This is a genomic window from Mangrovimicrobium sediminis, assembly GCF_004745945.1.
Taxonomy (GTDB): domain Bacteria; phylum Pseudomonadota; class Gammaproteobacteria; order Pseudomonadales; family Halieaceae; genus Mangrovimicrobium; species Mangrovimicrobium sediminis.
Window position 1 is genome coordinate 69,354 of the sequence record NZ_SRLE01000012.1, and the last position, 26,099, is coordinate 95,452.

Sequence of the window (26,099 nt, forward strand, 5' to 3'; positions counted from 1 at the left end):
TTTAGGGGGAAGGAACCCCCACCCGGTGCCTGTGCTGTTTCGGGCAGGCAAGACGGAGATATTCATGGACGAAGAGATACCCCGGTTGCGGCGCGAACTGCACGTCGTACCCTTTGACGGCGGGGCGCAAGCCTCGCGCTACCTGGTACAGGTGGACCACCTCAACTACCTGGTGTCGCCAGCCCTCAAGCGCGTGCTCGACACCCTGCGCGCCCACCAGGAGCGTGGAGCGGGCAATGACCATGCCAGCGCGGAACTACGCGAGGCGGCGCGCCTGGCGCGGCAGCACCTGCCGCAGAGCCTGTTCGATGGCGCGGTGACCACACCCCGGCGCACACCCTTCGTGATCAGCGCCCGTATCCTGTCCGCGCAGTTCCTCGCCCATATCGTCCCGCGCCTGGGCTGGTTGTTTTCGCCGCTGGTGGTCGCGGGCCTGCTGTTGCTCTGCCTGGTGCTGCACGTCGCCGTGTGGGGCGATGTCGTTCTCGCGCGCCTGCCGCCCGGTAGCGACGCCCTGCTGGCGGTGCTGCTATTGCTGGTTGGCATGTTGCTACACGAACTCGGCCATATCTGCGCCTGCCACCGCGGGGGTGGCGCCATCGGTGGCATCGGCGTGGGACTGTACCTGATCTTTCCCGTGTTTTACGCCGAGGTCACGGATGCCTGGCGCCTGCCCACTCGGGCGCGGGCGCGGGTCGACCTGGGCGGACTCTATTTCCAGGCGCTGTTTCTCGCTGTGGTCGATGTCGTGCTCCTGATGCGCGGCGGGCCGGTGGCCGCGGCGCTGTCCTGGCTGACCACCGTGACCATGTTGCACACGCTGAATCCCTTCCTGAAATTCGACGGTTACTGGCTGCTCAGCGATCTCACCGGCGTGGTCAACCTGCACGCGCGGGTCGGCGAGACCCTGCGCCGCCTGCTGCGGGTGGCGATGGGCCGCGCGCCGCTGGCCAGCCTGGGTGGGGAGGCGTCGCGCGTGCTGTTGCCCTATGCGCTGCTCAGCCTGGTGTTTGTCGCCGGCTTCTCCGCTTTCGTCCTCGGCCGCATCGCGCTGTACCGCGAGACCCTGCCGCCGGCACTGGCGCAGTGGTGGCAGTCAATCCCGGTCGCCCCGAGACCGTTTGATCTCGCGCTGGTGCTGCTGGACCTCGCCGGCCTGCTCGCGCTGCCCGCGCTGATGCTGCTGGCACTGCTTTTTTACCTGAACAGGATGGCCGGCTACTTCCGCCCGCGCCATCCGGACCCCGAGAGGAGGAGTTCATGAAAGATATCGACAGGTATACCCATCAGCCCCTGCCCCCTGCGGCGCAGCCGTTGCAGGTCTCGGCACCGGTGTTGGTCATCGCACCCTGGTTGCGCGATATCGCGTCGCTGGTTCACCGGGCGCGCTGCGAATCCACTGCGGTCGTGGTGGTCGATGGGCCGACCTTGCCCGACTGCGTGGCGGAACTGGAGGACGTCAGTGTCACCTCGCGGGCGAGCCTGCTCGCCACGGTGCGCTCGGAGGGTTGCCTCGCGCCCGATACCGCCTACCTGGTGTTCCCGGAGGGCTACCCCACGACCCTGCGCGCCGGCGTGGAAGTAGACTGCGCGGGCCAGCCCTATGTGTTTTCCGCGCTGCCCCTGTACCTGTGTACCCGCTTTCGGCCGCGCACCGTGCGCGTTACCCGCCGCGGGGAGCGCATGCAGTGGGAGGAACTGCCGGTCGGTCTGGATGTTCTCGCGGTGCAGCAGTGGATTTACCGGGATCACGGCTGTGCGCTGCTGAAAATCGCGGAGGACGAACCCGCACGGGATCACCTGCGACGCCGCTCGCGACAGTGCACGGCCCAGTTCGACCTGCAGCAACTGCTGCGCCTGGAGGCGGCCCTGCACCTGCTGCGGGCCAACGAGGGTCGCAGCGGCGGTGACTGGCGCGCGATCCAGGACCTGAAAAGCCGGCTCGGCAGGGCGTGCCAGTGACGGCCTTTATCGGCGCGGGCCGCAACCTGCACCAGCGGGCGCTGGCGACGGCGGACCTGTGGCGCGCGGCGCAGGAGACGCAGGTGTTACGCGACAACCTCGCCCTGCTCGGCATCACTGGCTGGCACAGCCTGCTGGAGGCGTATCGCTTCTTCCTCTCCCGGCGCATGACGCTGGCGACCAACGAGGCCCTGTTGCGCGCGCCGGCATCGCGTATCCGCCGGCACGTGGAGGCGCATGTCGCGATAGAATCCCGCGAGCACTGGCAAGCCTGTCGCGAGCATCGCGGGCCGCTGTTGATCGTCACTCCGCACTACGGCCCCTTCGCCCTCGGCCTGCTCAAGGTGTGCCTGGAACTGGGCAGCGAGCGGCGCGTAAACGCCTTCTACGACCCGCCGCAACGCAACCCGGGTACCGCCTGCTACGGCGAGATCCTGCGCAAGAGCTGTGATAATTTCAGGCCGATCTTCAACGACCGCCGCGGCGGCGTCCGCGCCCTACAGGCGCTGCGCAACGGCGAGGTGCTGACCATGATGCCGGACGTCTACGAGGTCAACGGCCAGTGCCTGCTGGTACCCTTTCTCTCCCAGCTGACCTACGCCATGTCGGGCACCGCCTTCCTTGCCCTCAAATCGGGGGCGCTCATCGTGCACGGGTATGTGGAGAGCAGCGACAGCGGCCGGGTGAGTATCCGTTTCGAGCAGCCGTATTTCATGCAGGTGACCGGGGACGACGACTACGATATCTATCGCCAGACCTCCCGCCTGTTGCATGCGCTGGAGGGGCAGCTGCGGCGCGCCCCGGCGCACTGGGTGTACCTGTCGCAGCTGCGCGGCCGCCTGGACGCGGGCCTTGCGCAAGTGGATGGTCCCGGCGCGCTGCGCCGGCTGGCAGGTCAGTTGGGACGTCACCTGGGTATCGAAACCCGCGAGGAGATCTTGTATGCCGAACATTGAGTGTTGTGGGCGCCGGCTGCGGGGCGGGTGCCTGGCTGCGCTGGCGCTGCTGGCGGCCCTGCTTGCGGGCTGTACCACCGTGCATATCGACGAGGCGATGATGCTGCAGGACCGCCGCCAGGAACTGCTGTACCGGGTGGCCCTGCACGGGCCGGCGACCTCCGCACAACTCGCGCAGGAGGCCGCCTATCCGTTGGCCGACGTGGAGCGGGAACTGGCGCAACTGGCGCGGGACGAGTACGTGCAACAGCGAGGTGATCGCTGGGATGTCGGCCCCGCCTACCCGCCCGGGGGGCTGGAATACACCGAGGCGGTGCGGGGATTCGATGCCGAGGCATTGCGGCAGCGCCAGCCGGGGCACCGCTTCGTCCTCTACCGCCTCGACCCGCCGGCGCTGCAGGTCGCGGCGTTCCTCGCCGAGGACCCGGACACCACCCTGCTGCTGTTCGGCGGCAACGGCTTTCATCTCATACCCGATGTCACCGAGAGCGAAAAGCTGCTCGCGCCAGGGCGGAACCTGTTCGCAATGGACTATCCCGGCATGGGCGGCAGCGCCGGGGAAACGCGCATCGAGGAGCTGCGCGCGGCGGCGCAGCGCTTTTTCGAGCACGTGACCGGCCTGGATGCGGTGCGCGGCACGCGCATCGTGGTCTACGGTTTTTCCATCGGCGGCTTCGTCGCCAGCGAAATCGCCGCCAGCTACCCGGTGGATGGTCTGATCCTCGATTCAACAGCGCCGGACATCCAGGCCTGGGTGGACGCCAACGTGCCCTGGTATGCCCGGGCCCTGGTCGACGTGGATATCGCCCCGCCCCTGCGCACGGTGAGCAACACGCGGCAACTGGCGACCATAGCCTGCCCTGTGCTGTTCCTGGTCGGGGGGCGCGACAGGGTCACGCCGCCGCGGTTCGGCCGGGAGTTGGCGCAGTCCGCACTCGCCGCGCCCTGGACAGACGTGGTGGAACTGGCACAGGCGGAACACGGTGGCAGCAGCGATGACCCGCGCTTTGCCGCGGTCGTCGACGGCTTTATTGCCCGTCTGGCGGCAGCGGAGACAGCGCGTCGCTGATCGGGTCCATCCACGCGTCGTTGAGCAGTGCCCAGCGCTCGTGGTCGCGCCAGCCGCGATTGCCCACGTTGAGGTAGTGCCGGGAAAAGCCCTCGCGCACGAAACCGGCACCGGCGGCGAGGCGCAGGGACGCGGTATTCTCCGGTTGGATGTTGGCTTCGAGCCGGTGCAGCTTGAGCACGGAGAAGGCCTCGCGGATAAGCAGGGACATGCCAGTGCGCATGTAACCCTTGCCCTGGTGTGGCGCGAAGGCCTCGTAGCCGAGGTAGGCGGACTGGAAATAGCCGCGCACGATACCCGAGAGGTGGAAGGTGCCGAGCAGTTCGCGCTCCCCGTCGGGGCACAGGAAATAGCGGTGCGGATCGCTCAGGTAGCTGTCCAGGTCCGCCGGCGGATAGGTCCAGGGTCGGTGCAGGTCGGCACTGCGGGCGTAGGCCTCGCGCACCGCCTCGCGATCCTCCGGCGTGGCCTGTCGCAGGCTCAGCGTGGGTGTCATGCGCCGGCTGCTCGCGAACGCTTCAGGCCAGGCGCAGCGGCAGGCTGCGCAGGCGCTGTCCGGTGGCGGCGAAGATTGCGTTGGCCAGTGCCGGGGCGGCGGGTGGGGTGCCGGGTTCGCCAACGCCGGTGGGCGGCGCGTCGGAGTCGATGATGGCCACTTCGATGGGCGGCACCTCGTGCATGCGCAGGATCTCGTAGTCGTGGAAATTGCCCTGCTGCACGGCGCCGTCGACAAAGGTGATCTCGCCCTTGAGCGCGGCGGTGAGGCCGAACACGATGCCGCTTTCCATCTGCGCGCGGACGATGTCCGGGTTGACGGCGGTGCCGCAGTCCACCGCGCAGTAGACCTTTTCGAGTTTCGGCTGGCCGTCGCTCAGGGAAATTTCCACCACCTCGGCGACCACCGACTCGAAGGAGGCGTGCACCGCCACACCCTGGAAGTGGCCGGCGGGCGCCGCGCCCCAGCCGGCCAGCGTGGCCACCGCGTCGAGCACCCGGCGCTGCGGGCTGTCGGCCGCCAGGTGGCGGCGGCGGAAGGCCAACGGGTCTTCGCCCGCCGCGTGGGCCAGTTCGTCGACGAAACACTCGACCACGAAGGCGTTGAAACTGTGCCCGACCGACCGCCAGAAGCCCAGGCGCACCGGGGTCTCGACATTGCAGTAGCTGACGCGCACATGGTCGAAGGCGTAGGGCAGCTCCTTCGCCCCCTCCACCGAGGAGCCGTCGCGATCGCCGAGCAGGCCGGCGCCGAAGCGAATGAGTCCGTCCGGAATCCAGCCCGGCAGCAGGCCCGGGGCGATGGACGCGGCCGCGGACTGCATGACGCTGGGCCCGGCGATGCGGTGCTCCCAGCCCAAGACGTGGCCGCCGTCCAGCCGGGCGCGCAACTGCGAACGCGAGGCCGGGCGGTAGAAGTCGTGGCGCGTGTCGTCCTCGCGGCTCCACACCAGCTTGACCGGGCCGTCGATGGCGCGGGCGATCTGCGCCGCCTCGAACACGTTGTCGGCGAACGCGCGGCGGCCGAAGCCGCCGCCGAGGAACTGGTTGTGGACCACGATGCGCTCTTCATCGATACCCAGGCCCAGCGCGGCGAAACTGCGCGCGAGGTCCGGCGCCTGGGTGCCCACCCAGACCTCGGCGCCATCGCCATCCGGTACCAGCGTGCAATTGAGCGGCTCCATCGCCGCGTGGGCGAGAAACGGCACCGAGTACTCGGCCTCCAGCAGCGCACCGGCGTTCTCCGGCGGCGGCGCGCCGTCCTCGCGCACCTCGCGAAAATCCCCGTCGCGGAAGGCCGCGCGCAGGGCGTCGTCGATGCGCTGGCTGTCCACCAGCTCGGAGGAGCTGGCCTCCCAGCGAACCTCGACGGCCTCGGCCGCCTTGCGCGCGCGCCAGTAGTTGCCGGCGACGACGGCCACGCCGCCATCCACCGCGACCACCGCGAGTACGCCGGGCATGGCCCGCGCCGCGTCCGCGCTGAAACCGGTCATCCGGCCGTGGGCCACCGGCGGCCGCACCATGACGGCCAAGGGCACGCCCGGCGGACCCGCATCGATGCCGTAGCGCGCGCTGCCGTCGACCTTGCTCGCGCTGTCCAGGCGGTCGTCGAAGCGACCGACCAGGGTAAAGTCTGCCGCGGCCTTGAGCGGCGGATCCTCAGGCACCGGGAAGCCGGCCGCCTCGTCGGCCAGTTCCGCGAAGCTGAAGTCGACGCCGCCGTCGGTGTCGCGCACCCGGCCCTCCACGCAGGCCAGCGCCGCGTACGGTTTGCCACTGCGCGCGCTTGCGGCGCGCAATAGCATGTCCCGCGCACTGGCGCCGGTGCGGCGCAGCATCGTGTAGTTCACCCGCAGCGAGGTGCTGCCGCCGGTGATCTGCATGTGGAAATCCGGGTCCTTGAAGGCCGGGTCGACCGGAGCGAACTGGAAGTCGATGGCCTCGGGAAGGACGCCCAGTTCCTCAGCCACCACGGTGCAAAAACCGGTAACCACGCCCTGTCCCATCTCCGCCTTGTGGATCTGCAGGGCGATGGCGCCGGTGGGGCTGATGCGCAGGAAAGCGTTGGGGCGCAACTCGTCCGGACCCTGCGCGCGGGAGTGCAGGGTGAAGCCCAGGCACAGGCCGCCCCCGGTCGCGGACAGGTTGCGGATGAACGCGCGTCGGGTGAGGCTCATTGGCCGGCTTCCCCGTCCGGTTCCCACAACTCCACGGCGGCGCGGCGGATCGCCCGGCGGATGCGGTCGTAGGTGCCGCAGCGGCACAGGATGCCGGACATGGCGCTGTCGATGTCCGCGTCGCTGGGTTGGCCCTGGTCGGCGAGCAGGGCGGCGGCGGTCATGATCTGGCCGGACTGGCAGTAGCCGCACTGGGGCACGCCCTCGGAGACCCAGGCGCGCTGCAGCGGGTGCTGGCCGTCCTGGGCCAGGCCCTCGATGGTGGTGATGGCGCGTCCGGCTACCGCCGCAATCGGCAGCAGGCAGCTGCGCGCGGGGGTGCCGTCCAGGTGTACCGTGCAGGCGCCGCACAGGCCCATGCCGCAGCCGAACTTGGTGCCGGTGAGGCCGAGCAGGTCGCGCAGCACCCACAACAGCGGGGTGTCTTCTTCGACAGTGACCTGTCGGCTGCGGCCGTTCAACAGCAGTTCATAGGTGACGGGTTGCACGCGAGAGTTCCGGGAAACGGGTTAGCCTGATGATACCGCCTTCGCCGAGTCGCTGTCAGGACAATGCCGGCGATCGCTGGCACTTCCGCTGCGGTGCGCGAAAACGTCGGCGCTTGTGTGCGAAGGCAGCGCGCACAAAAAAGCCCGCCGGTTGAGGGCGGGCTTGGCGGTGCTGCTATTGCCGGCTCAGGCGCGGCGCAGACGCCTCGCGCCGAGGCCGAACACGCCCAGCGAGGTGAGCAGCAGGCCGGCCAGGGGCAGGGCAGGTACCTCTTCGACGACAGCCCCGGCTCCGGCGGCGATGGGGGTATTCGGGGTGGACTCGTAGGCCCAGCCGTTGATGGTCTGGTTGCTCGAGCCTTCGGTGATGCTCACCCAGCCGTAGTGCCACTCGCCGCCTATCTGGAAGCGCACGCCGAAGATACCGGTCTGGCCCGTGCTAAGGACACCGTCGTAGTCGGTGGTGCCCACGTATTCGTTGTCGGAATTTTCCGTGTCCCAGTCGCTTGAGGGGCCAATGGCTGCGCCGGGCGCGAAGACCATGCCGCCTTCCGTGCCGGAGATGATCGCCATGTCGCCCGGCGAGCTGAAGTGAAAGTCGCCGTGGTCGGTGAGGTAGAATTCGCCGATCCCGCCCACGCTGCTGGTGCCGATGGCGGAGGACTGCATGTCCCAGTAGACGTCGTCGTTCTGGCTGAAAGTCCCCGAGCCAGCGGGCGAGAAATACATCACTGCGGCCTGAGCAGTGGCGGTTGCAAATACGAGTGCGGCGGCGCCACAGGCCGCTATCCAATTCTTATTCATGTGTGTTCCCCTGTTGGTCTTGTGCCGCCGGTGCCCGATGCCTTCCGCGCGCCAGCTTGCCCCGATCTCATTGTATGCGTCGCTGGGACGCTCCCAAAAAATACCACACCTCTCTATTATTGGGAAATTTCCGGGCCGTTTTTCAGGGAACGGGGCTGCGCCAGCGTTCAGCTGACGCGTGGCTCGTTCGGCTGGAGCACGGCTTCAGGCGCCCCGTCGTGCCCCGGTAGCCAGCATCAACCAGAAGAAGCCACCGAAGCCGGCCAGCGCCGAGGCCAGCAGGATGCCGGTCTTGGCGGCGAGCAGGTGTTCGGCATTGCCGCTGAAACCGAGGTCGGCGATGAAGATGGACATGGTGAAGCCGATCCCGCCAATCAGCCCCACGCCGAAAATATGCCGCATGCCCAGGCCGCTGGGCAGCTTCGCCACACCCAGTACCACGGCGAGCCAGGTAAACCCGGCGATACCCAGCGGCTTGCCGAGCAGCAGGCCGCAGACCACGCCGAGGGTGATCTGGTCGGTGAGTACCGCGCCGAAATCGCCGAAATTGATCGGGATGCCGGCGTTGGCCAGCGCGAATATGGGAATCACCAGGTACGCGACCGGCAGGTGCATGAAGTGCTCCAGGCGTTGCGCCGGCGCCTGGGTCAGGCGCGTACCGTTGCCCAGCGACATGACCAGGGCGCGCAGGCGGTTGTTGTGGATGATGTCCGGGTCCAGCTCCACCGACTTCTGCATCTCGCGGGTGGTGTCCTTGATGCGCTCGATGAAGGTGGCCGGGTGGAATTTGGGCCGGATGGGAATGACGAAGGCGACCACGATGCCGGCGATGGTGGCGTGGATGCCGCTGGCCAGCATCGCCGCCCACAACAGGACGCCAATAAACACATAGGGCAGGGGCCGGCGCACACCGCCGAGGTTCAGGGCGACCAGCGCCAGGGTCATCAGCAGCGCATAGCCCAGCGCCACCAGGTCGAGGTCTGCGGTGTAGAACAGGGCGATGACCGCCACCGCGCCGAGGTCATCGACGATGGCCAGGGCGATAAGGAAGGTGATCAGGCTCTTCGGCACCCGCGAACCGAGCAGGCTCAGCGCGCCGATGGCGAAGGCGATGTCGGTGGCCATCGGTACGCCCCAGCCCGCGGCCTCGGGCCCGCTGGGGTTGAAGATGTAATAGCCCAGTGCCGGCAGCAACATGCCGCCGAGGGCGGCGAAGATCGGCAGCAGCGCCTGGCTGGGTGAGGACAATTCGCCCACCAGCAACTCGCGCTTGAGTTCCAGCCCCATGACGAAGAAGAACATCGCCATCAGCGCCTCGTTGATCCAGTGGTGGATGGACAGGCTGAACTCGTGGCTGCCGAAGCGCAGGGCGAATTCCTCGTGCAGGAAGTGCTCGTAGCTGTCGTGCAGCGGACTGTTGGCGATCACCAGGGCGATCACCGCGCAGATCATCAGCAGGATACCGCTGGTGGTCTGGCGATGGATGAACTCTTCCAGCGGGCTCAGCAGGCGGTCAAAGGCTTTTTCCCAGGGGGCGTGGTAGATGCCCTTGGCCATACGGTTTGACTCCTTTGCGGACAGGTTACGCAGCGGGTGGGCCGCTGAGTGTAACCCGGGCATGATCCTGCGCAAACCTGACTGCCGCGCTGCGTTTACGCGAGCTGCCGATCTGGCTTATGGTAGGCGCGCGCCGCGAAACCGCGCGGCGCTGCCGTATCCCGAAGGAGGAACTGCGATGTTGAAATCAGTCAGCGATCTCGTCGCCGAGGCGCGCGCCCACCTGCGCTGCGTCGATGCCGCCACCGCCCTGGCCGAGATCAAGGACAACGGCGGCACCATCATCGACGTGCGTGAATTGGTGGAGGTGCACAACCTCGCGGCGCCGCGCTCGCTGCACATTCCTCGCGGCATCCTGGAAATGAAGCTGCCGGAAGTGGTCTCCGATGCCGATCACCCGCTGTACGTCCACTGCGCGACCGGCGGGCGCGCCACCCTGGCCGCCCAGCAGTTGCAGAAGCTGGGCTACACCCAGGTCGCCGTGGTCACCTGTCCGGTGGCCCGGGTGAAGGAAGAGCAGGAACTGTTCGGCGACTGACGCCGGTTCAGGCCGGCGCGCTGTCAGCGGCGAGGAACGGGCCGTCCACGCACAGGCGGCGCCCGTCCGGCGCCGCGCAGGCGCCGCAGATGCCCACGCCGCACTTGGTCAGGTAGTCGATCGAGCTGAAGATCTGGCGCGGCGCGCAGAATTCACGCTGCACCACCTCCGCCGCGCGCACCATGGGCGCCGGCCCGCAGTTGTAGAACACCAGCTTCGCCCGCTCGTCGGCTGACAGCGCCGCCAGGTGCTGGCGCAGGAGCTCGGTGACCACCCCGTGAAAGCCCTCGCTGCCGTCGTCGGTGGCCACCTGTACATCGGCGACCTGGCGGCACTCATCCAGGAAGTACAGGCGCTCGGCACTGCGCGCACCGGCGAAGATGGTCGCGTTGCCGAAATCCCGTGCGATCTGGTACACCGCGGCGAGGCCGGTGCCGCCGGCCACCGCGACAATGCGCGCGTCCTCCGGCGGGTCCACCGGGATGCCGTGTGGGCCGCGCACGTAGCACTCGGTGCCCACCGGCAGGTCCATCAGGGCGTGGGTGAACTCGCCGACGTCGATCACCGCCAGGGAGAAAGGGTCGTCGGTGAGTGCGGAGAAGGGCTTCTCGCCCAGGCCCGGAATCCACAGGAAAATAAATTCGCCGGCCTGGATGTTGATGCGGCGGTCGAAGCGCAGCACGGTGATGTCCTCGCACACGCGCTGGTTGGCGGCCAGGGTGACCGGCGCGAAGCGCATGTCGACGTCGTAGTAGACCTGCTCGCCGGCGCGGTCGCTGCCGCCCTCGAGGTCCGCGGCCAGGGTGCGGAAGTAGGTGGCGATCTCCTCGCTGGTCATGCCGACCAGGGCGGAGCCGATGCCGACCACGTTGGCGCCGGCGTCGCGGTAGGCGCGCACGTCATCCGCCGAGGAGGCCCCGCCGCAGCCGATGATCGGCAGTCCGCTGGCCGCGCGCACCTCGCGCACGCACTTCAGGCCGATCGGCAGCACACCCTTGCCGGACATGCCGCCGGCGCCGTTGGACAGCACCGGCTGGCCGTGGGCCGAGGTATAGCCCGGCCCCACGGTATTGATGGCGCAGAAGCCGTCGGCGCCGCCGGCCTCGGCGGCGCGCGCGATGCTGCCGATATCCGGCGTGTTGGGGGTGAGCTTGGGAATTACCGGGATGTCGACCACCGCTTTCACTGCGGCGACGATCTCGCGCACCATGTCCGGGTCCTGGCCCATGGCCATGCCGTAGCCCTTGGCGTGGGGGCAGGACAGGTTGAGCTCCAGGCCGTCGGAGACCGGCGCCAGGATCTTCGCCACTTCCACGAATTCAGCCACGCTGCCGCCGAAGATCGAGGTGAGCAGGAAGCGGTCCTCCGGCACCTTTAACTGGGCCATGCTCTCGGCGGCGGCCCGTGCGCCGGGGTTGGTCAGCCCCACGGCGTTGACGAAGCAACCCGGCGCGTACTGGCTGAGCACCGGCTCGCGGTAGCCCAGGCGCGGCTCCAGACCGATACTCTTGGTGGTCAGCACGCCCACTTCCGGGACGTTGTCGAAGATGTACTGGATGATCGGGACGGCGGTGCTGACGATACCCGAGGGAATGGTAAAGGGCGCGGTCAGGCGCTTGTGAAAGAATGCTGTGCTCACGGCGGGACCCGTTGGGTGACTGGCGGAAATCAGGCGGGATTATACTGCGCCCGCGGCGCGATGCACGAACGCGCCGCGGGGAAGGGAAGGATCAGGCGGCGGTTTCGTCCTTGAGCTTGGCGGTGTCACCGTTGTTCTTGACCGACTTGATGCCTCCCTTGCAGGCGGCATCGGACTCGTACATCTGGCTCTTGCCGATCACCTGGTGGTTTTTCGCCTTGAGCACGAAGAACGCCTTGCCGTTGGTCGACTGCTTGGTCTCGTAGCGCGTGTCGTCCTTGCAATTGGCCTGCACCGAGGCGATGCCCGCCTTGGCCGTCTTCTTGCTCTTGTACATCTGGCTGCTGAGGATGGTCTGGCCGTTGGTGGCGACCAGGTTGAAAAAGAATTGGCCGCCCTTCGCGGCTTTCAGCTCAAAATGTCCCGGCATGGTTTCTCTCCGCGGTAGTGTCTTGTTAGTGCAGGCCACCTGGGCAGCCGTTGCTACAGCCTAGTCCGTGCCCGGCGCAGCGCCAAGTTTTAATACGGTGATCGCCTATAGTCGGTGTGGCCCGATCGGGCCAAGCGCGGGTGCGCGGCGCTATCAGGTGCCGCAGAAGGTCTTGGTGACGACTTCCTCGGGGCGTGGCGGCATGGCGAAGCCGGCGTCGTCCGGGTCGTAGTCGAAGGGTTTCGCGGTGCGCTCGACGAGGGCATGGAAGGGGCTGAAATCGCCGTTGTCCTCGGCGGCGCGTATCGCCGCCTCGACCAGGTGGTTGCGCGGGATGAACACCGGGTTGGCGCGGGTCATGCGCGCGCGCCGGGTGTCGGCATCCAGGTAGTCGCGCGCCAGTCGCTCGCGCCAGCGCGCCAGCCAGTCGTCGGCGGCCGGCGGCAGCGTGAGCAGCTGCGCCACGCCGTCCTCGCCGGCGGCGAGATCGCGCAGGCGGCGAAAGGCCAGAGTGAAGTCCAGCGCGTGATCGGTCAGCAACTGGAACCATGCGTCGACCAGCGGCCGGTCGTCCTCGAGGATTTCGGTGAAGCCGAACTTGTCTGCCAGGCGCTGGGCGTGGGCGGCCTGGAACAGTTCCGGGTAGCGGTCGACCGCGGGCTGCGCCAGCGCCACCGCGGCGGCCTCGTCCCCGTCGAGTATCGGCAGCAGGGCCTGGGCCAGGCACAGCAGGTTCCAGTGGCCGATGCTCGGCTGGTTGCGGAAGGCGTAGCGGCCGCCCTGGTCGATGGAGCTGAACACCTTCTGCGCGTCGTACTCGTCCATGAAGGCGCAGGGGCCGTAGTCGATAGTCTCGCCGCAGATCAGCATGTTGTCGGTGTTCATCACGCCGTGGATGAAACCCAGCGCCTGCCACTGCGGGATCAGCGCGGCCTGCGCCGCGATCACGCTCTCGAGCAGGGCCAGCGCCGGGTTGTCGTCATCCGCGCGCTGCGGGTAGTGGCGCACCAGGCAGTGGTGGACCAGCAGGCGCAGGGCGTCGTGGTCGCCGCGCGCGCTGAAGAACTGGAAGGTGCCGATGCGGATATGGCTGGAGGCCACCCGCGCCAGTACCGCGCCCGGGTGGAACTGGTTGCGCACTACCGGCTCGCCGGTGCTCACCGCGGCCAGGGCGCGGGTAGTGGGTACGCCGAGGGCGTGCATCGCCTCGCTGACGATGTACTCGCGCAGCACCGGGCCCAGCGGCGAGCGGCCGTCGCCGCCGCGCGAGTAGGGGGTCGGCCCGGCGCCCTTGAGCTGGATATCGAAGCGCCGGCCGTCGGCGTCCACCACCTCACCGAGCAGCAGCGCGCGGCCGTCGCCCAGCTGCGGGTTATAGCTGCCGAACTGGTGACCGGCGTACACCGCGGCCAGCGGTTCGGCCCCCGGCGGCAGGTGGTTGCCGGCCACCGTGGCCACGCCCTCGGCGCTGGCCAGCCAGTCCGGGTCGATACCCAGTGCTTTCGCCAGTGGGCGATTGACGCGGATGCCACTGGGGCGCTCCACCGGCGTCGCCTCCTGGCGGGTGTAGAATGTCGCCGGCAGGCGGGCGAAACTGTTGTCGAATGCAATGGGACCCATGCTGGTAGACTGTTCCTGCGCATGCGTTGTGTGCCAGCATTCATGATAAACCAAGCGGGCTCGGGGAGGGCGTGAGTGTCGAGGAAAACCTGGGATGTGCTGATTCGCAATGCGCTGGTGTTCGACGGCAGCGGCGAGACACCGCGCGAGATGGACATCGCCATCAAGTCGGGCAGGATCGCCGCCAAGGGCATGTTCCTGCCGCGCTCTATGGCCGCGCAGGTGATCGACGGCAGCGGCCAGTGGCTGATGCCCGGGCTGCTCGACATCCACACCCACCTGGATCTCGAGGTCGACCTCGATCCGGGGCTTTCCGAGGTGGTGCGCCACGGCACCACCACCGTGCTGGTCGGCAACTGCAGCCTGGGCACCGCCTTCGGCAGCCAGCAGACGCCGCAGCAGAACCCGATTGTCGACTGCTTCACCCGCGTCGAGAACATCCCCAAGCCGGTGCTGCAAAAATGCGTGGATGCGGTGAGCTGGAACAACACTGCCGAGTACCTGGATCACTTCGCCGGGCTGCCGCTGGGGCCCAACGTGGGTGTCTTCCTGCCCCATTCCATGCTGCGCGTCGAGGCCATGGGTCTGGAGGCGAGCATCTCGCGCGCGCCCAGCGCCGCCGAGCAGGCGCACATGGAGAGCCTGCTCGAGGCGGCCCTGGACCAGGGCTACCTGGGCCTGTCCACCGACGGCCTGCCCTTCCACTACCTGGCCAACGAGCCGCACAAGGACCGCCGCATCCCTACCCAGTTCGCCAGCTTCGGTGAACTGCGGCGCTTGTTGCGCAAAGTGCGCGAGCGCGGACGCGTGTGGCAGACCACGCCGATCCTGGAGAACCGCCTCAAGGCGTTCTTCTACTTCACGCTGACCAGCGGGCGCCTGTTCGGCACGCCGCTGAAGACCACGGGCTTGTCTGCCATCCGCTTCGCCCTGGCGCCGCGCGCGGTCAACGTGTTCCTGGGCTTCGCCGCGCTGATGAACAGCTGGCTGTTCCGCGGCCGCATTCACTTCCAGGCCCTGGGCACCAATTTTCGCGTCTGGTCCGACGGTATCGTCAGCCCGCTGTACGAGGAACTGCCCGCCGCCAGCCGCCTGATCGCCTGCGAATACGAGGATGTCGAGGGCCGCCGCGCGCTGCTCGACGACCCGCAGTTCGTCGAGCAGTTCCGCCGCGAGTGGCGCCACGGCCGCGGCGGCCGCAACCTGGCCACCCTGCGCGCGAAGCTGGGCATGCCGGACAACCTGGTGCCGCGAGAGCTGGCCATGATGCACTTCGACGGCGCCCCGGTGCCGCAGTGGGAGGGCGAGAGCCTGGACCAGGTGTACCGCCGCCTGTGCCACTTCCAGAACGGCGGCCGCGGCCAGGCGCGCAGCGACGCCGAGCGCGCGGCCTTCGAGCGCTTCCCGGACCCGGTGATTGACGACGCCGGCTTCATGCTGCACCTGATGCGCGAGTACGACAAAGGCTTCCGCTACTACGTGGACGTGGCCAACCTCGACGAGGGCGACACCCTGGACCTGCTGCTGCACGAGCAGACCCTGCCCGGGTTCAACGATTCCGGCGCCCACATCACCAACATGGCGTTCTTCGACACCAACCTGAACTCGCTGAAACTGGCCCAGCGCGATTCCCTGCGCACGGTGGCGACCATGGTGCGCCGCCTGACCCGCGAGCCCGCCGAGTTCTTTGGCCTGGACGTAGGCTCGCTGGAGCTCGGCGCGCAGGCGGATATCACCATGCTCGACCCCCAGGCGCTGGCGAGCTGGGACGACAAAGCCAGTCGCCAGTTCATCCACCGGCCGCAGTTCGAGCACCGCCAGCTGGTCAGCCGCTCGGACGGGGTGGTCACCCACACCTTTATCAATGGCGAGGAGGTCTGGTGCGAAGGCGCCGCGACGGCGGCCCTGGGTAGCAAGACGCTGGGCCGCGCCCTGCGCGCCGGGTGAGGGGCGTGCGCCATCCGGCATGACGCGCCCGCCGCGGGTTCGATAACATCGGTTACCCGGCACACGGGCCGCGCAGCCGGACTGGATAACACTCAACCGGTACCGCTTGCGCTATAGAACCCGGTGCATAACTCTCGACCTGTAACTCTTGATTCATAACGCTCGATCCATAACGCTCGATCCATAACAACAGGAAACCATCGCCCCATGCAGCTCGGAGCCTCCTACCCGACCACCGAAGTCACCGCCGACCCGCAGTCAGTGCGCAAGTTTGTTCGCGCCATCGAGGAAATGGGCTACGACTACATCATGGCCTACGACCACGTGGTGAAGACCCCGCAGGAGGGGCGCGAGCCCAGGCTGATGGGCCCGTACACGGAAAAGCACAGCTTCCAGGACCCGTTTGTCTTCTTCGCCTTCGCCGCCGCGCTCACCGATAAACTCGGTTTCGTCACCGGCGTGTTGTGCCTGCCGCAGCGGCAGACCGCGCTGGTCGCGCAGCAGGCGGCGGACGTCGACCTGCTGTCCGGCGAGCGCCTGCGCCTGGGCGTGGGTATCGGCTGGAACTACGTGGAGTTCGAGGCCCTGGGGGCGGACTTCAGGACCCGCGGCCGGCGCGCTGACGAACAGATCGAAGTGTTGCGCAAGCTGTGGGCGGAGCCGGTGATCGACTACACCGGGGAGTTTCACCGTATCGACCGCGGCGGCATCAACCCGCGGCCGCGGCGCCAGGTGCCGCTGTGGGTCGGCGGCCACTCGGAGCCGGGCTACAAGCGCGGCGCGCGCCTCGGCGACGGTTTCATTTTCGCCGCGGACGGCAAGGGCGCGGTGGAAGCCTGGGGGCGGGTGCGCCACTACCTGGCCGAGTACGGCCGCGACGAGGCCCAGTTCGGCCGCGAACTGCTGGCCCAGTTTGCCCTGAGCCCGCAGCAGGCGGTCGACGACCTGCGTCTGTTCCGCGACGCCGGCGGCCAGTACGGCTGCATCCCCTCCATGAACACTGGGCTGGGCGACGACATCGACGCGCATATCGACTACCTCGCCGCGGCCAAGCGGCTGTGGGATGCCGGCTGAGCGCACCGCGGTGCGCACTGCGGCAACACGCCACCACGCGCTGTAATCACCACAACCCAATAACCAGCAATTCAGTAACCAGCAACGCAATAACCAAAAACACGGGAGAACCACCATGCCGGCCTACGTCATCGTCTACCAGGAAACCGAAATCCGCGACCCGGACTCGCTCGCCGAGTACAAGGCGCGCACCCGCGCCGCACGCGGCGAGCATGCGCTGACCCCGCGGGTGGTCTACGGTGCCATCGAGCCGCTGGAGGGCCAGCCCCCGGAGGCGGTGATCATGGTGGAGTTCCCCACCGTGGAGGAGGCCCGGGCCTGGTACAACAGCCCCGAGTACCAGGACGCGCTGCCCTACCGGCTCGGCGCTGCCGACTACCGGGCGATCATCGTCGAGGGAATCTAGTACTACCCGCTTGTGCCACTTGGCCGCAGCCGCCGGATGCGTCAGAATCTTGCGCATGGCAGTGAGGTTATACAAGCATGGCAAATGAAGAACTCGCCCGGTTTCTCGCCCACTCGGTAGAGATGGAGTCGGAGGCGCGGGCCTGTTACCTGGCGCTCGCGGAGCGCATGCGCTCGCACAAGAATACGTCGGTGGCGGAGTTCTTCGACCGCATGGCGCGCGAGTCCCAGTTACACCTGGAGGAGGTCTCGGAGATCGGGGCGGGCATGGACCTGCCCCTGCTCAACGACGACGAGTTCGACTGGCCCGAGGGCGAATCCCCGGAGAGTAGCGCCAGCGGCCAGGCCACGCCGAACATGAGCCTGCGCGAGGCGATCCTGCTGGCGCTGGAGAACGAGCGCGCGGCGAAGAAGTTCTACGGCTCGTTTGCCGAGATCAGCAGCGACACCGAGACCCGGCGCGTCGCGGCGCAGTTTGCCGCCGAGGAGGCGTCCCACGCCGAGCAGCTGGTCAAGCGCCTGGCTTCCATCAAGGACTGAGCGGCGCTCAGTCCATCAGCTCGCACAGCCCGTCGAACACCAGCTCGTCGTAGCTGACGATGCCGATCACTTCCCCGTTCTCGATCACCGGCGCATTGGACAGGCCGAAGCGGTCGAACAGGCGCGCGCAGTAGCGCACATCCATTTCCGGGTCCACCGGGATCACCGGCTTGGACATGATCTCGTAGACATTGACGCGCTCCGCCGCGCGGTCCTTGGCCAGTACTTTCTTGGCGATGTCCGACAGCAGCAGGATGCCGAAGGCGTCGTGCTCATTGCGTTTCTTGACGATCACCACGCTGGCCTTTTCCGCGCGCATCGCTTGCAGCGCCTGGGCCACGGTAGCCATGCCGTCCAGTTCCAGGTGCTTGGCGACCATCACGTCCCGCGCCTTGATGACTTTCTTCTGCATCAGAGTAACTCCTCCACGTCCTGCGAGATTTCCATGGCCTGCTGGGTAATGCCCACCGCGTCCTCGACGTCGATCTGGATGGCGATGCCGGTGCCGGGTTTCTCGTCGAATTGCCCGGCGCGGTTGATCTCCTCGAGGATGTGCCGCGACAGGTGCTCTTCCACCAGGAACAGGATGACGTCGCGCTGGGTTTCCAGGGTCAGGCCGAAAAATGTCTTGCTCACCTTGAGGCCCTCGCCCCGGGCGTTGTGGATCACCGTCGCCCCGGTCGCCCCGGCCTTGCGCGCCGCCTGCATGACGTCGTCGGTCTTGTCGTCCTGGGTAAACACGATAATCATCTTGAAATGCATGGGGTGCTCCTTCAGGGAGTGGGGGGCTCGTCCGCCGCGGCTTTCTCCCGGCGGCGGGCGGTGCGAGCCGCGCGCAGTTCGGAGAGCTGAGCGTACGCCATCACCGAGAGTATGGGAAACAGGCTGGCAAAGGCGATCAGGCCAAAGCCGTCGATCAGCGGATTGCGCCCCGGCACGGTCTCTGCCAGGCCCAGGCCGAGGGCGGCGACCAGCGGCACGGTCACCGTGGAAGTGGTGACACCGCCGGAGTCGTAGGCCAGGGGAATGATCAATTTCGGTGCAAAAGCGGTCTGCAACACGACCAGGATGTAGCCGGCGATGATGTACCAGTGGATCGGGTCGCCGACCACGATGCGGTAGCAGCCCAGTGAAATGCCGGTTGCCACACCCAGCGCCACCGCCACGCGCAGGCCCCAGATGCCGATGGCGCCACCGGATACCTCGTTGGCCTTGATTGCCACGGCGATCAGCGACGGCTCGGCCACGGTGGTGGCGAAGCCGATGAGGAAGGCGAAGATGTACACCCAGTAGTAGTCGCTCCAGTCCAGGCCGTCGCTCATGTCGCCGACGCTGCGGATGAACGCCGGGTCGGTGAGCTGTTCGGCCATCACCCGGCCGAGGGGGAACAGGCACCACTCCAGGCCGAGCAGGAACAGCGACAGGCCGATCAGCACCCAGCCGAAACCGAACAGGATCTGCGCCAGGTTGGCCGGCCGCCGGCGCAACACCGCGAACTGGAAGCCGAAGATGATCACGGCGATGGGTAGCACGTCGCGTACTGTGGCCACGGTGGTCTGCCAGATGGCGAGCAGGATCTCCATCAGATCAGCATCCCGTAGCCCATGACGAAGATCATCGGCGTCAGCGAGGCGAAGGCGATCAGCCCGAAGCCGTCGATCATCGGGTTGCGCCCGCGGATCGAGGAGGCCAGGCCGACGCCGAGCGCGGTCACCAGGGGCACTGTGATGGTGGAGGTGGTCACGCCGCCGGAGTCGTAGGCGATGCCGATAATTTCCGGCGGCGCGAACACGGTCATGACCACGACCAGCACATAGCCGCCGATGATCAGCCACTGCACCGGCCAGCCCTTGAGGATACGCACCACACCGAGCACGATGGCCAGTCCCACCGACAGCGCCACGGTGAAGCGCAGCCCGGAGGCGTAGCTGTCACGGGCGGCGTCGGTGGCTTCGATCATGCCGCCCTCGGCGGCCACCGTCGCAGCCTCGGCGGCCACCGCGATCAGTGCCGGCTCGGCCACCGTGGTGCCGAAGCCCAGGGCGAAGGCGAAGGTGATCAGCCAGAACAGGCTGCCCTTGCGGGCAAACGCCGTGGCCATGGATTCACCGATCGGGAACAATCCCTGCTCCAGCCCATGGATAAAGAAGGTCAGGCCGAGTACTACAAACACCACGCCGAGTACCAGCTGGCCCACGTCCGGCAGCGGTTTACCGAGCACTACGAACTGGAAAAACAGCACCACCAGGATGATCGGCAGCAGGTCGCGTATGCTGCCGACGCAGGCGGCGAAGAGTTTTTTCAGGGTGGCGTTCATCGGGTAGGTTGCGTCGTTGCCTGTCGGGCGGGTTATTGTCAGTGCCTGCTCGGCGGCTCCGCCCGGAAGCCATCACTCCACTGTCATTCAGTTACTGTAGCGCAAAGCGGTTACGTCCGGGTGTTCACGACGCGCTGTCCCCTGCGGGTCGCGCGCCTGGCCAGGTCGCTCAACGGTCCCCGCCGCGGAGTTGCTCGCCAGTTTTTTCCTGTCGATTGTTTTCCCGTGCATTGCTGAAATAAAGCAATCTCCGTGCCAGTGGTGGCGCTGCCTGAGGGCAAGGCCGGCGCCGGATACGATCGACCTCAGTTGCCGAACAGCTTTTTCAGCGCATCGCCGGCGTCGTCGCCGAGTTTGTCCTGCAATTCCTTCTTCGCCTTGCGCTTGACCTCGTCCGTGGCCAGGTCGCGCACGATGCCGCCGCTGTCGATAGAGCACCAGTCCTTCGGCTCGCCGCCGATGTTGCCCTTGCAGCGCACCGGCCAGTCGATGGCGGTCAGGCGCTGGTTGACGCGGCAGGCAGGGTCGAGCTCGGACAGCCCGGCGGACAGGCGGGCGACGAAGCTGGTCTTGAAGTCGAGGCTCAGCAGGTCCATCTCGCCCTGGCCGGTGAGGCCGATGTCCGGGAACTGCGCCGCCAGCGGTTGCAGCCGCGCCTTGCCGCCGCCCAGGTTGATGGTGGCGGAGAGCTGCTGGAACGGGCTGCTGTCCGGCAGTTGCGCGCTCATGCGCTCCTGGTTGACCAGGGCGACCGCCTGGCACAGCTTCTGCTCCACGCCGACGGCGGTGAGCACGGCGTCCTGCGTGGTCAGCTCGATCGGCCCGCGCAGGCTGCCGGTGAGCGCATTGGTGGTGTTGCCCGAAGCGTGCAGCTTCCAGTTGAGGCTGGCGCGGCCGGTGAGCGCGTCCTGCACGCCCGAGGCGGCCAGGCCCGCGGCGATGTCGACGTTGGCCAGGCTGCCCGCGGTATTGAGCTTCGCGGTGCTGCCCCTGGCGTTGAGGCTGGCGCGAAAATCGATGTCACCGCCGTGTAGCTTGCCGGTGACCCGCGACAGGTTGACCATTCCGTCCACCGCGCGCAGGCGCGCGTCGAGATCGCTCAGTTCGTGGCCGGAGAAGCGCGCGCTGTCGATGCGCAGTAGCGCGAGGGTGTCGATGGCGCGCAGCGCATTGAGCGGCAGCGGCGTGTCGCCGGCCTGCGCCGTGGCATCCTCGCCGGCCGCGGCGGCGGCCTCGGGGCTGGCCACCGCGAAGATGGCGGGGGTGAACTCGTTGAGGTGCAGGTTGGCGTTGATCTGCGGGCTCTCGAAACTGGCGTAGCGCAGTTTGCCTTTCGCCTCCAGGGCGCCGGTGGTGGCGGTCAGCTGCAGGTCGGCCACCTGTTGGTTCATCAGCACCGGGCCGGAGGCCTCGACCTCGAGCGGCTCGGCCAGCGCGCCGCTCACCACGGCCCGCAGCGACTCGATGGTGGCCTGCTGGCTCTGCTGGTCGATGGCCAGGCGCGCGTCCACCTTCAGGTCCAGCGGCGTATCCCCGGGCAGGCGGATGTGCGCCTCCACGGGAATTGTGCGGCCGGCGAGATTGAGGCCGCTGGCGGTCACCCGCTCGATCTCGACCACGGTCTGTTCACTGCTGCCGCGCTCGCTGAGGGTAACCCGCGAATTGTCGATGTTCAGCTTGCCCACGTTCAGCGCCAGCGGGATGGCCAGGGCGGTGGCCGCGCCGGCGCTCTCACCGGCCGCCTGCATGGTCTCGCGGCGGGTGTCATAGAAGGCCTTGAGTTCAGCGTCGCTAAGTTTGGTGGTGTCCAGCGGTGCCGGCGCGGGTTCGCTGACGATCTTGGCATCCACGCCGTCGAGCTCGATGCTGTCGATTACCAACTCGCGGCGCAACAGGGGGAACAATTGCACGCCGATCGCCAGCCGCTGCGCGCGCAGGCCGGGTTCGCTCTCCGCGGGCATCTGCAGCGATACCTCGCCCAGCGCCAGTGCCAGCCGCGGGAACAGGCCGATGTGGGTGTCGCCGTCGACGCGCAGGGTGGCGCCGGTCTTTTCGCGCACCTGCTCGGCGGCCAGGGCCAGCAGTTTGTCCTCGTCGAGCAGCAGCGGCACCAGGATAACCACCAGGATTATCAGCAGCAGCGGGATGGCGAGTACGATCAACAGTTTGCGTGACATGCTCTTTCCTGTGTTGCCCGACGGCGGAGCGGGCGCGGTTTCAGGGGACGGCGCGCTCGCTGCCGCCCTCGGTGTAGGCGCGGCGCACTTCCTCGGCGATCAGCGCCACCCCGGCTTTTACCCTATCACCGTCCATGGCGTAGGACACGCGCAGGCACTCGTGACGGTGGGGCCAGTCGTCATCGATGCCGACAAAGAAATTGTGCCCGGGCACCACCAGCACGCCGCGCCGCTTGAGCCGCTGGTACAGTTCCTGGCTGCTGATCGGCAGGCCCTCGAACCACAGCCAGAGGAAGATCGCCCCCTCCGGGCGGTGCACCCGCCAGGGCAGGCCGGCGAAAGACTCCCGGCACCACTGCACCGTCTGCTGCGCGCGCTCGCGGTAAAACGGGGTGATGAAGTCGCGGGTCAGCGACAGGATCTCGCCGCTGGCGAACAGTTCGCGGGCCAGTAGCGGCCCCAGCGTGCCGCAGGCGAGGCTGGCGATCGTGTTGGCGTTGGTGAAGGCGCGGATGATGTCCTCGCGCGCCACCAGGATGCCGGTGCGCACCCCGGGCAGGCCCAGCTTGGACAGGCTGAGGGCGAGAATGGTGTTGTCATTCCAGTGCGGGCGCGCGGTGCTGAACAGGATGCCGGGGAACGGCTGGCCGTAGGCGCCGTCGATGATCAGCGGGATGTCGCACTGACCGGCGATGCTGTCCAGGTGCGCCACCTCGTCGTCGGTGAGCACGTTGCCGGTGGGGTTGGTGGGCCGCGAGACACACAGGGCGGCGGCGTCCTGGCCCGGGGCGAGGTGGTCGAAGTCGACGCGGTACTTGAACTGGTTTTCGTCGAGTAACTCGAGGGTCGGCCGCGTGGCGGTGAACAGCCCCGGCCCCATCCCGGTGTCGCGGTAGCCGATGTACTCCGGCGACAGCGGCAGGTGGATGTGCCGCTGGCTGCCGTCGGGCATGGCGCCGGCGAGCATGTTGAACAGTAAGAAGAAGGCCGACTGGCTGCCATTGCTGATGGCGATATTGGCCTCGTCCACCGGCCAGCCGTACTGGCCGCGCAGGAAGGCGGCCAGCGCGCGGCGGAAGTCGCGGTCGCCCTGGGGCGACTGGTACACCCCGAACAGGCTGTGGCGGCGCTCCGGGTCGGCGAGGATGCTCTCCAGGCGCTGGCGGAACACCGCTTCCAGTTCGGCGACGCGGCCCGGGTTGCCGCCGCCCATGAAGATCATGTCCGGGTTTTCGTTGAGCGCGCTGCCGAGATCGTCCATCAATGCGACGATGCCGGAGTCGCCGGCGAATTTTTCGCCAAAATTCGACAGTTTCACTGTACAGTTCTTCTTTGTATGCGGGCGTTGCTATACCGCTATGGTAGCTCGCACCGCGCCGGCATGCACATATCGCAGCGACGGTGTTGTTCGGGGGAGGCACAGATGGGGGAGCAGGCGTTGGAGCAGGACGTCAGGCACTGCCGCAACTGCGGCGCGCGGGTGCTCGGCGAGTACTGCGTGGATTGCGGCCAGCGCGAGGGCCGCGACGACAAGCGTTTCCTGGGCATGGCGGCGGAACTCACCGGCGACCTGTTCGATATCGACTCGCGTTTCTGGCGCACCCTGTACCCCCTCATCTTCCGTCCCGGCTACCTGAGCGCCGAGTTCTTCGCCGGCCGCCGCGCGCGCTACCTGCCGCCGCTGCGCATCTACCTGGTCTTCAGCTTCCTCATGTTCCTGGCGATGGGGCTGTCCGCCGGCAAGAACTTCGATCCCGACATGGTCATCCACAGCGAAGACGAGCCGGCCACGGCGGAGCAGCTGGAGGAGGCGCTGGAGTTTGTCTCCGAGGCGGAGCGCAAGCGTATCGTCGAGGCCGTGGAGCAGGCCCGCCAGCGCGAGGCCGAGGACCCGCAGGAATTCGGCGGCCTGCAGCTGAACCTCTCGGGGGAGGACGACCCGCAGTGGATGCAGGACTTCGAGAAGCGCCTGGAGAACAACTCGCGCACGCTGAAGGACGACCCGCAGCGCATGGTCGACGCCATGCTCGACTACACGCCGCAGATGATGTTCCTGCTGCTGCCGCTGTTCGCCGCGCTGATCCAGCTCATGTACCTGATGTCCCCCTATCACTACCTGCAACACATGGTGTTTGCACTGCACTACCACGCCTTCGTCTACCTGCTGTACATGCTGGAAATCGGGCTGGAGTATGCGCTGCCCAGCGCCACCGGCTGGCTGTTCGCGTGGGGCGTGCTGTACCTGCCGCTGGCCTTGCGCCGGGCCTACGGCTCGGGATGGGGCGGGGCGATTGGCAAGTCGCTGTTTATCTATATCAGCTACGGCGTGATGTTCGCGCTGGGCCTGTCCGCGGTGGCGGTGCTGGCGCTGGCGCTGCTCTGATTTTTACCAGGCATCCGGGAAGCTGCGAGATAGCGGGGAGAAACGTGCGGAGAGACGCGGGGAGCCGGCCACCGGCTCCCCGCGGCGGGACGGCGCTCAGGCCGCCTGGTGGCTGGCTTCGATCATCACTGTCGCCAGGGTGGTGTAGGTGGTGGTCCAGGCCTCTTCCACTTCCGGGGTGAAGCCTTCACCCAGGCCCTGGCCGAGGGTCCACAGTAGGGCGGCGGCCACCGCGTCGTAGTCCTCGTCCTTCACGCCGTAGGCCACATGGCGCTGGCCCAGGGCCTGTACCGCGGGAACCACCGCCTCCAGGTTGTCCAGCGAGTTCACCGCGGTGTTGATCATGGACATGAGCTTCTTGCCCTGCGCCTTCATATCGCCCTTGAACAGGTCCGAGTAGGCGGGGTTGATCTCGAACAGGCGGCCGTAGAACAGTTCCGCGGCCTGCTCGGAGATCGGGACCACCTGGGCCCAGGTGGTTTTTACCAGGTTGATTTGTTCCGGAGTCATGGTTGCATCCTCGTGTGGTGTCGTTGTGTCGTATCCCTTCGGTTTATCGTTCGTCGCCGGGTCGTTTCAGGGCAGTGACTGGCCGGTGGCCAGCATCACCATGTAATCGACCGCGGCGGTCACTTCTTCATCGTTGAGCGCCTCATTGCCGCCGCGCGCCGGCATCATCGTGCTGCGCGGGCCGAAGAAGCCCTCCAGTGCATGGCTGTAGAGCGTCTCCCTGCCCTTGGCGACACGCGGCGCCCACTGCTGGGCATCGGTGGCCAGCGGTGCGCCGGCGATACCGTAGCCGTGGCAGCCCTCGCAGGTGTCCAGCCAGACACTGCGCCCCAGCGCCAGGCGCTCGCCGGGGAATTCGGGGTAGTCCGCCGCCGCTGCTGGCATTGTTGCCAGCAGCGCCAGCGCCAGTGCGCCGCGCTTACAGCGGAACACGGATGACCACGCCGCCCATCACATCGCCGAGCTTGAAGTCGCTGCGCGGGGTGTCCTTGTGGTCGTTGTGGCAGGTGGTGCAGGCCGGGGCCACGGCGACGTCGGCATAGACCGCGGTGAAGTAGGTCTTGCCGCCCAGTTCCTCGGTGGCGTAGAAGTTCTCGCCCTTGTTGGCGGCGATAAAGGCAAGGCCTTCTTTTTCTACCGGCGTGCGCGGTGCGTTCTGCTTGTTGATCGGCCACTCGCTGAGCAGGGAGTAGGAGAAGTCGTCGGTCGCCTCGCCGACCATCTCCGCGCCGAAGCGGAACATCTGCGCGGGCAGTACCAGTGCTTTTTCGTCCTCGAAGTGTTCGCTGGCCTTGATCACCTTTTCCTTGTTCTGCAGGCGGTTGACGATCATCCGCGTGTACACGGTGCGGTCGGACGACATGACCAGGTGCAGCCAGTCGGTCATCTGCTTGGGGGTGAACATCGGCTTGTCCGCGTCGGCGGCGCCGGCCAGGCCGGGCAGGGCGAGCAGGGAAGCGAGGCCGGTGGCGATCAGGGTCTTTCGTGTATTGAGCATGGTGAATCCTCCTG

The 26,099-nt window shown here is 67.4% G+C and carries 27 protein-coding genes; 10 read left to right on the forward strand and 17 right to left on the reverse strand.

The features are described 5' to 3' along the window. Positions 1-64: 64 nt before the first annotated feature. The 4 genes from E4634_RS16630 to E4634_RS16645 are packed head-to-tail and all read left to right on the forward strand — an operon-like array spanning position 65 to position 3,987. Positions 65-1,264, forward strand: coding sequence for a hypothetical protein (locus E4634_RS16630; RefSeq protein WP_135445784.1), 1,200 nt, complete (start codon positions 65-67; stop codon positions 1,262-1,264). Next, positions 1,261-1,962: a hypothetical protein gene (locus E4634_RS16635; RefSeq protein ID WP_135445785.1), complete on the forward strand. Its 702-nt coding sequence runs from the start codon at positions 1,261-1,263 to the stop codon at positions 1,960-1,962. The genes E4634_RS16630 and E4634_RS16635 overlap by 4 nt, the downstream gene beginning before the upstream one ends. After that, complete coding sequence (locus E4634_RS16640; protein WP_135445786.1) at positions 1,959-2,918, forward strand: lysophospholipid acyltransferase family protein; 960 nt, start codon at positions 1,959-1,961, stop codon at positions 2,916-2,918. Before E4634_RS16635 ends, E4634_RS16640 begins: the two co-directional genes overlap by 4 nt. Next, complete coding sequence (locus tag E4634_RS16645; RefSeq protein WP_167854951.1) at positions 2,905-3,987, forward strand: alpha/beta hydrolase; 1,083 nt, start codon at positions 2,905-2,907, stop codon at positions 3,985-3,987. The genes E4634_RS16640 and E4634_RS16645 overlap by 14 nt, the downstream gene beginning before the upstream one ends. Here the strand turns inward: E4634_RS16645 and E4634_RS16650 are convergent. The 5 genes from E4634_RS16650 to nhaA form a co-directional block, all read right to left on the reverse strand. After that, entirely contained in the window at positions 3,947-4,483 is a 537-nt protein-coding gene (locus E4634_RS16650) for a GNAT family N-acetyltransferase (protein WP_135445788.1), read from the reverse strand. The genes E4634_RS16645 and E4634_RS16650 overlap by 41 nt on opposite strands. A 22-nt stretch (positions 4,484-4,505) precedes the next feature. Then, positions 4,506-6,659, reverse strand: coding sequence for a xanthine dehydrogenase family protein molybdopterin-binding subunit (locus tag E4634_RS16655; RefSeq protein WP_135445789.1), 2,154 nt, complete (start codon positions 6,657-6,659; stop codon positions 4,506-4,508). After that, positions 6,656-7,147 carry a (2Fe-2S)-binding protein gene (locus E4634_RS16660; RefSeq protein WP_135445790.1) on the reverse strand — a complete coding sequence of 164 codons (492 nt, stop codon included), beginning with the start codon at positions 7,145-7,147 and terminating at the stop codon, positions 6,656-6,658. Before E4634_RS16660 ends, E4634_RS16655 begins: the two co-directional genes overlap by 4 nt. Positions 7,148-7,333: 186 nt before the next feature. Beyond that, positions 7,334-7,951, reverse strand: a complete 618-nt coding sequence (locus E4634_RS16665; RefSeq protein WP_135445791.1) for a hypothetical protein — start codon at positions 7,949-7,951, stop codon at positions 7,334-7,336. A gap of 204 nt (positions 7,952-8,155) precedes the next feature. Next, on the reverse strand, positions 8,156-9,508 hold the full coding sequence (gene nhaA / locus E4634_RS16670) for a Na+/H+ antiporter NhaA (RefSeq protein WP_135445792.1): 1,353 nt from the start codon (positions 9,506-9,508) through the stop codon (positions 8,156-8,158). Positions 9,509-9,686: 178 nt separating this feature from the next. Here nhaA and E4634_RS16675 point away from each other — a divergent pair, with 178 nt between their 5' ends. Continuing rightward, entirely contained in the window at positions 9,687-10,046 is a 360-nt protein-coding gene (locus E4634_RS16675) for a rhodanese-like domain-containing protein (RefSeq protein ID WP_135445793.1), read from the forward strand. Positions 10,047-10,053: 7 nt separating this feature from the next. On the opposite strand, the gene E4634_RS16680 is transcribed toward E4634_RS16675, so the two are convergent. The 3 genes from E4634_RS16680 to E4634_RS16690 form a co-directional block, all read right to left on the reverse strand. Continuing rightward, positions 10,054-11,685, reverse strand: coding sequence for a tRNA-dihydrouridine synthase (locus tag E4634_RS16680; RefSeq protein ID WP_135445794.1), 1,632 nt, complete (start codon positions 11,683-11,685; stop codon positions 10,054-10,056). Between the two features lie 91 nt (positions 11,686-11,776). Next, complete coding sequence (locus E4634_RS16685) at positions 11,777-12,115, reverse strand: YegP family protein (protein WP_135445795.1); 339 nt, start codon at positions 12,113-12,115, stop codon at positions 11,777-11,779. Positions 12,116-12,268: 153 nt separating this feature from the next. Continuing rightward, positions 12,269-13,735, reverse strand: coding sequence for a protein adenylyltransferase SelO (locus E4634_RS16690; protein WP_135445796.1), 1,467 nt, complete (start codon positions 13,733-13,735; stop codon positions 12,269-12,271). Positions 13,736-13,810: 75 nt separating this feature from the next. On the opposite strand from E4634_RS16690, the gene E4634_RS16695 reads away from it, so the two are divergent. The 4 genes from E4634_RS16695 to E4634_RS16710 all read left to right on the forward strand — a co-directional run bounded on the left by E4634_RS16695 (position 13,811) and on the right by E4634_RS16710 (position 17,701). Further along, positions 13,811-15,682, forward strand: coding sequence for an N-acyl-D-amino-acid deacylase family protein (locus E4634_RS16695; RefSeq protein WP_135445797.1), 1,872 nt, complete (start codon positions 13,811-13,813; stop codon positions 15,680-15,682). Positions 15,683-15,889: 207 nt separating this feature from the next. Further along, positions 15,890-16,756, forward strand: a complete 867-nt coding sequence (locus E4634_RS16700; protein ID WP_135445798.1) for an LLM class F420-dependent oxidoreductase — start codon at positions 15,890-15,892, stop codon at positions 16,754-16,756. Between the two features lie 115 nt (positions 16,757-16,871). Then, positions 16,872-17,162 (forward strand): DUF1330 domain-containing protein, encoded by a 291-nt coding sequence (locus E4634_RS16705; RefSeq protein ID WP_135445799.1) that lies wholly within the window; start codon positions 16,872-16,874, stop codon positions 17,160-17,162. Positions 17,163-17,239: 77 nt separating this feature from the next. Further along, positions 17,240-17,701, forward strand: coding sequence for a ferritin-like domain-containing protein (locus tag E4634_RS16710; RefSeq protein ID WP_135445800.1), 462 nt, complete (start codon positions 17,240-17,242; stop codon positions 17,699-17,701). Positions 17,702-17,708: 7 nt separating this feature from the next. On the opposite strand, the gene E4634_RS16715 is transcribed toward E4634_RS16710, so the two are convergent. The 6 genes from E4634_RS16715 to E4634_RS16740 form a co-directional block, all read right to left on the reverse strand. After that, positions 17,709-18,113, reverse strand: a complete 405-nt coding sequence (locus E4634_RS16715; protein ID WP_135445801.1) for a CBS domain-containing protein — start codon at positions 18,111-18,113, stop codon at positions 17,709-17,711. Then, complete coding sequence (locus E4634_RS16720; protein ID WP_135445802.1) at positions 18,113-18,463, reverse strand: P-II family nitrogen regulator; 351 nt, start codon at positions 18,461-18,463, stop codon at positions 18,113-18,115. The genes E4634_RS16715 and E4634_RS16720 overlap by 1 nt, the downstream gene beginning before the upstream one ends. Before the next feature lie 11 nt (positions 18,464-18,474). After that, positions 18,475-19,284 (reverse strand): DUF1538 domain-containing protein, encoded by an 810-nt coding sequence (locus E4634_RS16725; protein WP_135445803.1) that lies wholly within the window; start codon positions 19,282-19,284, stop codon positions 18,475-18,477. Then, a complete protein-coding gene (locus tag E4634_RS16730) occupies positions 19,284-20,018 on the reverse strand; it encodes a DUF1538 domain-containing protein (RefSeq protein ID WP_135445804.1) in 735 nt (244 codons plus the stop codon). The genes E4634_RS16725 and E4634_RS16730 overlap by 1 nt, the downstream gene beginning before the upstream one ends. Before the next feature lie 305 nt (positions 20,019-20,323). Further along, positions 20,324-22,195, reverse strand: coding sequence for an AsmA family protein (locus tag E4634_RS16735; protein ID WP_135445805.1), 1,872 nt, complete (start codon positions 22,193-22,195; stop codon positions 20,324-20,326). A 40-nt stretch (positions 22,196-22,235) separates the two neighbouring features. After that, on the reverse strand, positions 22,236-23,513 hold the full coding sequence (locus E4634_RS16740; protein ID WP_135445806.1) for a valine--pyruvate transaminase: 1,278 nt from the start codon (positions 23,511-23,513) through the stop codon (positions 22,236-22,238). A 105-nt stretch (positions 23,514-23,618) separates the two neighbouring features. Here E4634_RS16740 and E4634_RS16745 point away from each other — a divergent pair, with 105 nt between their 5' ends. Next, positions 23,619-24,578, forward strand: a complete 960-nt coding sequence (locus E4634_RS16745) for a DUF3667 domain-containing protein (RefSeq protein WP_135445807.1) — start codon at positions 23,619-23,621, stop codon at positions 24,576-24,578. Positions 24,579-24,674: 96 nt separating this feature from the next. Here the strand turns inward: E4634_RS16745 and E4634_RS16750 are convergent, their stop codons facing one another. The 3 genes from E4634_RS16750 to E4634_RS16760 form a co-directional block, all read right to left on the reverse strand. After that, complete coding sequence (locus tag E4634_RS16750) at positions 24,675-25,088, reverse strand: globin family protein (RefSeq protein WP_135445808.1); 414 nt, start codon at positions 25,086-25,088, stop codon at positions 24,675-24,677. A gap of 66 nt (positions 25,089-25,154) precedes the next feature. After that, the gene (locus E4634_RS16755; protein ID WP_240725228.1) at positions 25,155-25,520 is read right to left on the reverse strand and encodes a c-type cytochrome; all 366 of its coding nucleotides are present in this window, start codon (positions 25,518-25,520) and stop codon (positions 25,155-25,157) included. Then, positions 25,507-26,085 carry a Tll0287-like domain-containing protein gene (locus tag E4634_RS16760; RefSeq protein WP_135445809.1) on the reverse strand — a complete coding sequence of 193 codons (579 nt, stop codon included), beginning with the start codon at positions 26,083-26,085 and terminating at the stop codon, positions 25,507-25,509. The genes E4634_RS16755 and E4634_RS16760 overlap by 14 nt, the downstream gene beginning before the upstream one ends. Positions 26,086-26,099 lie beyond the last annotated feature (14 nt).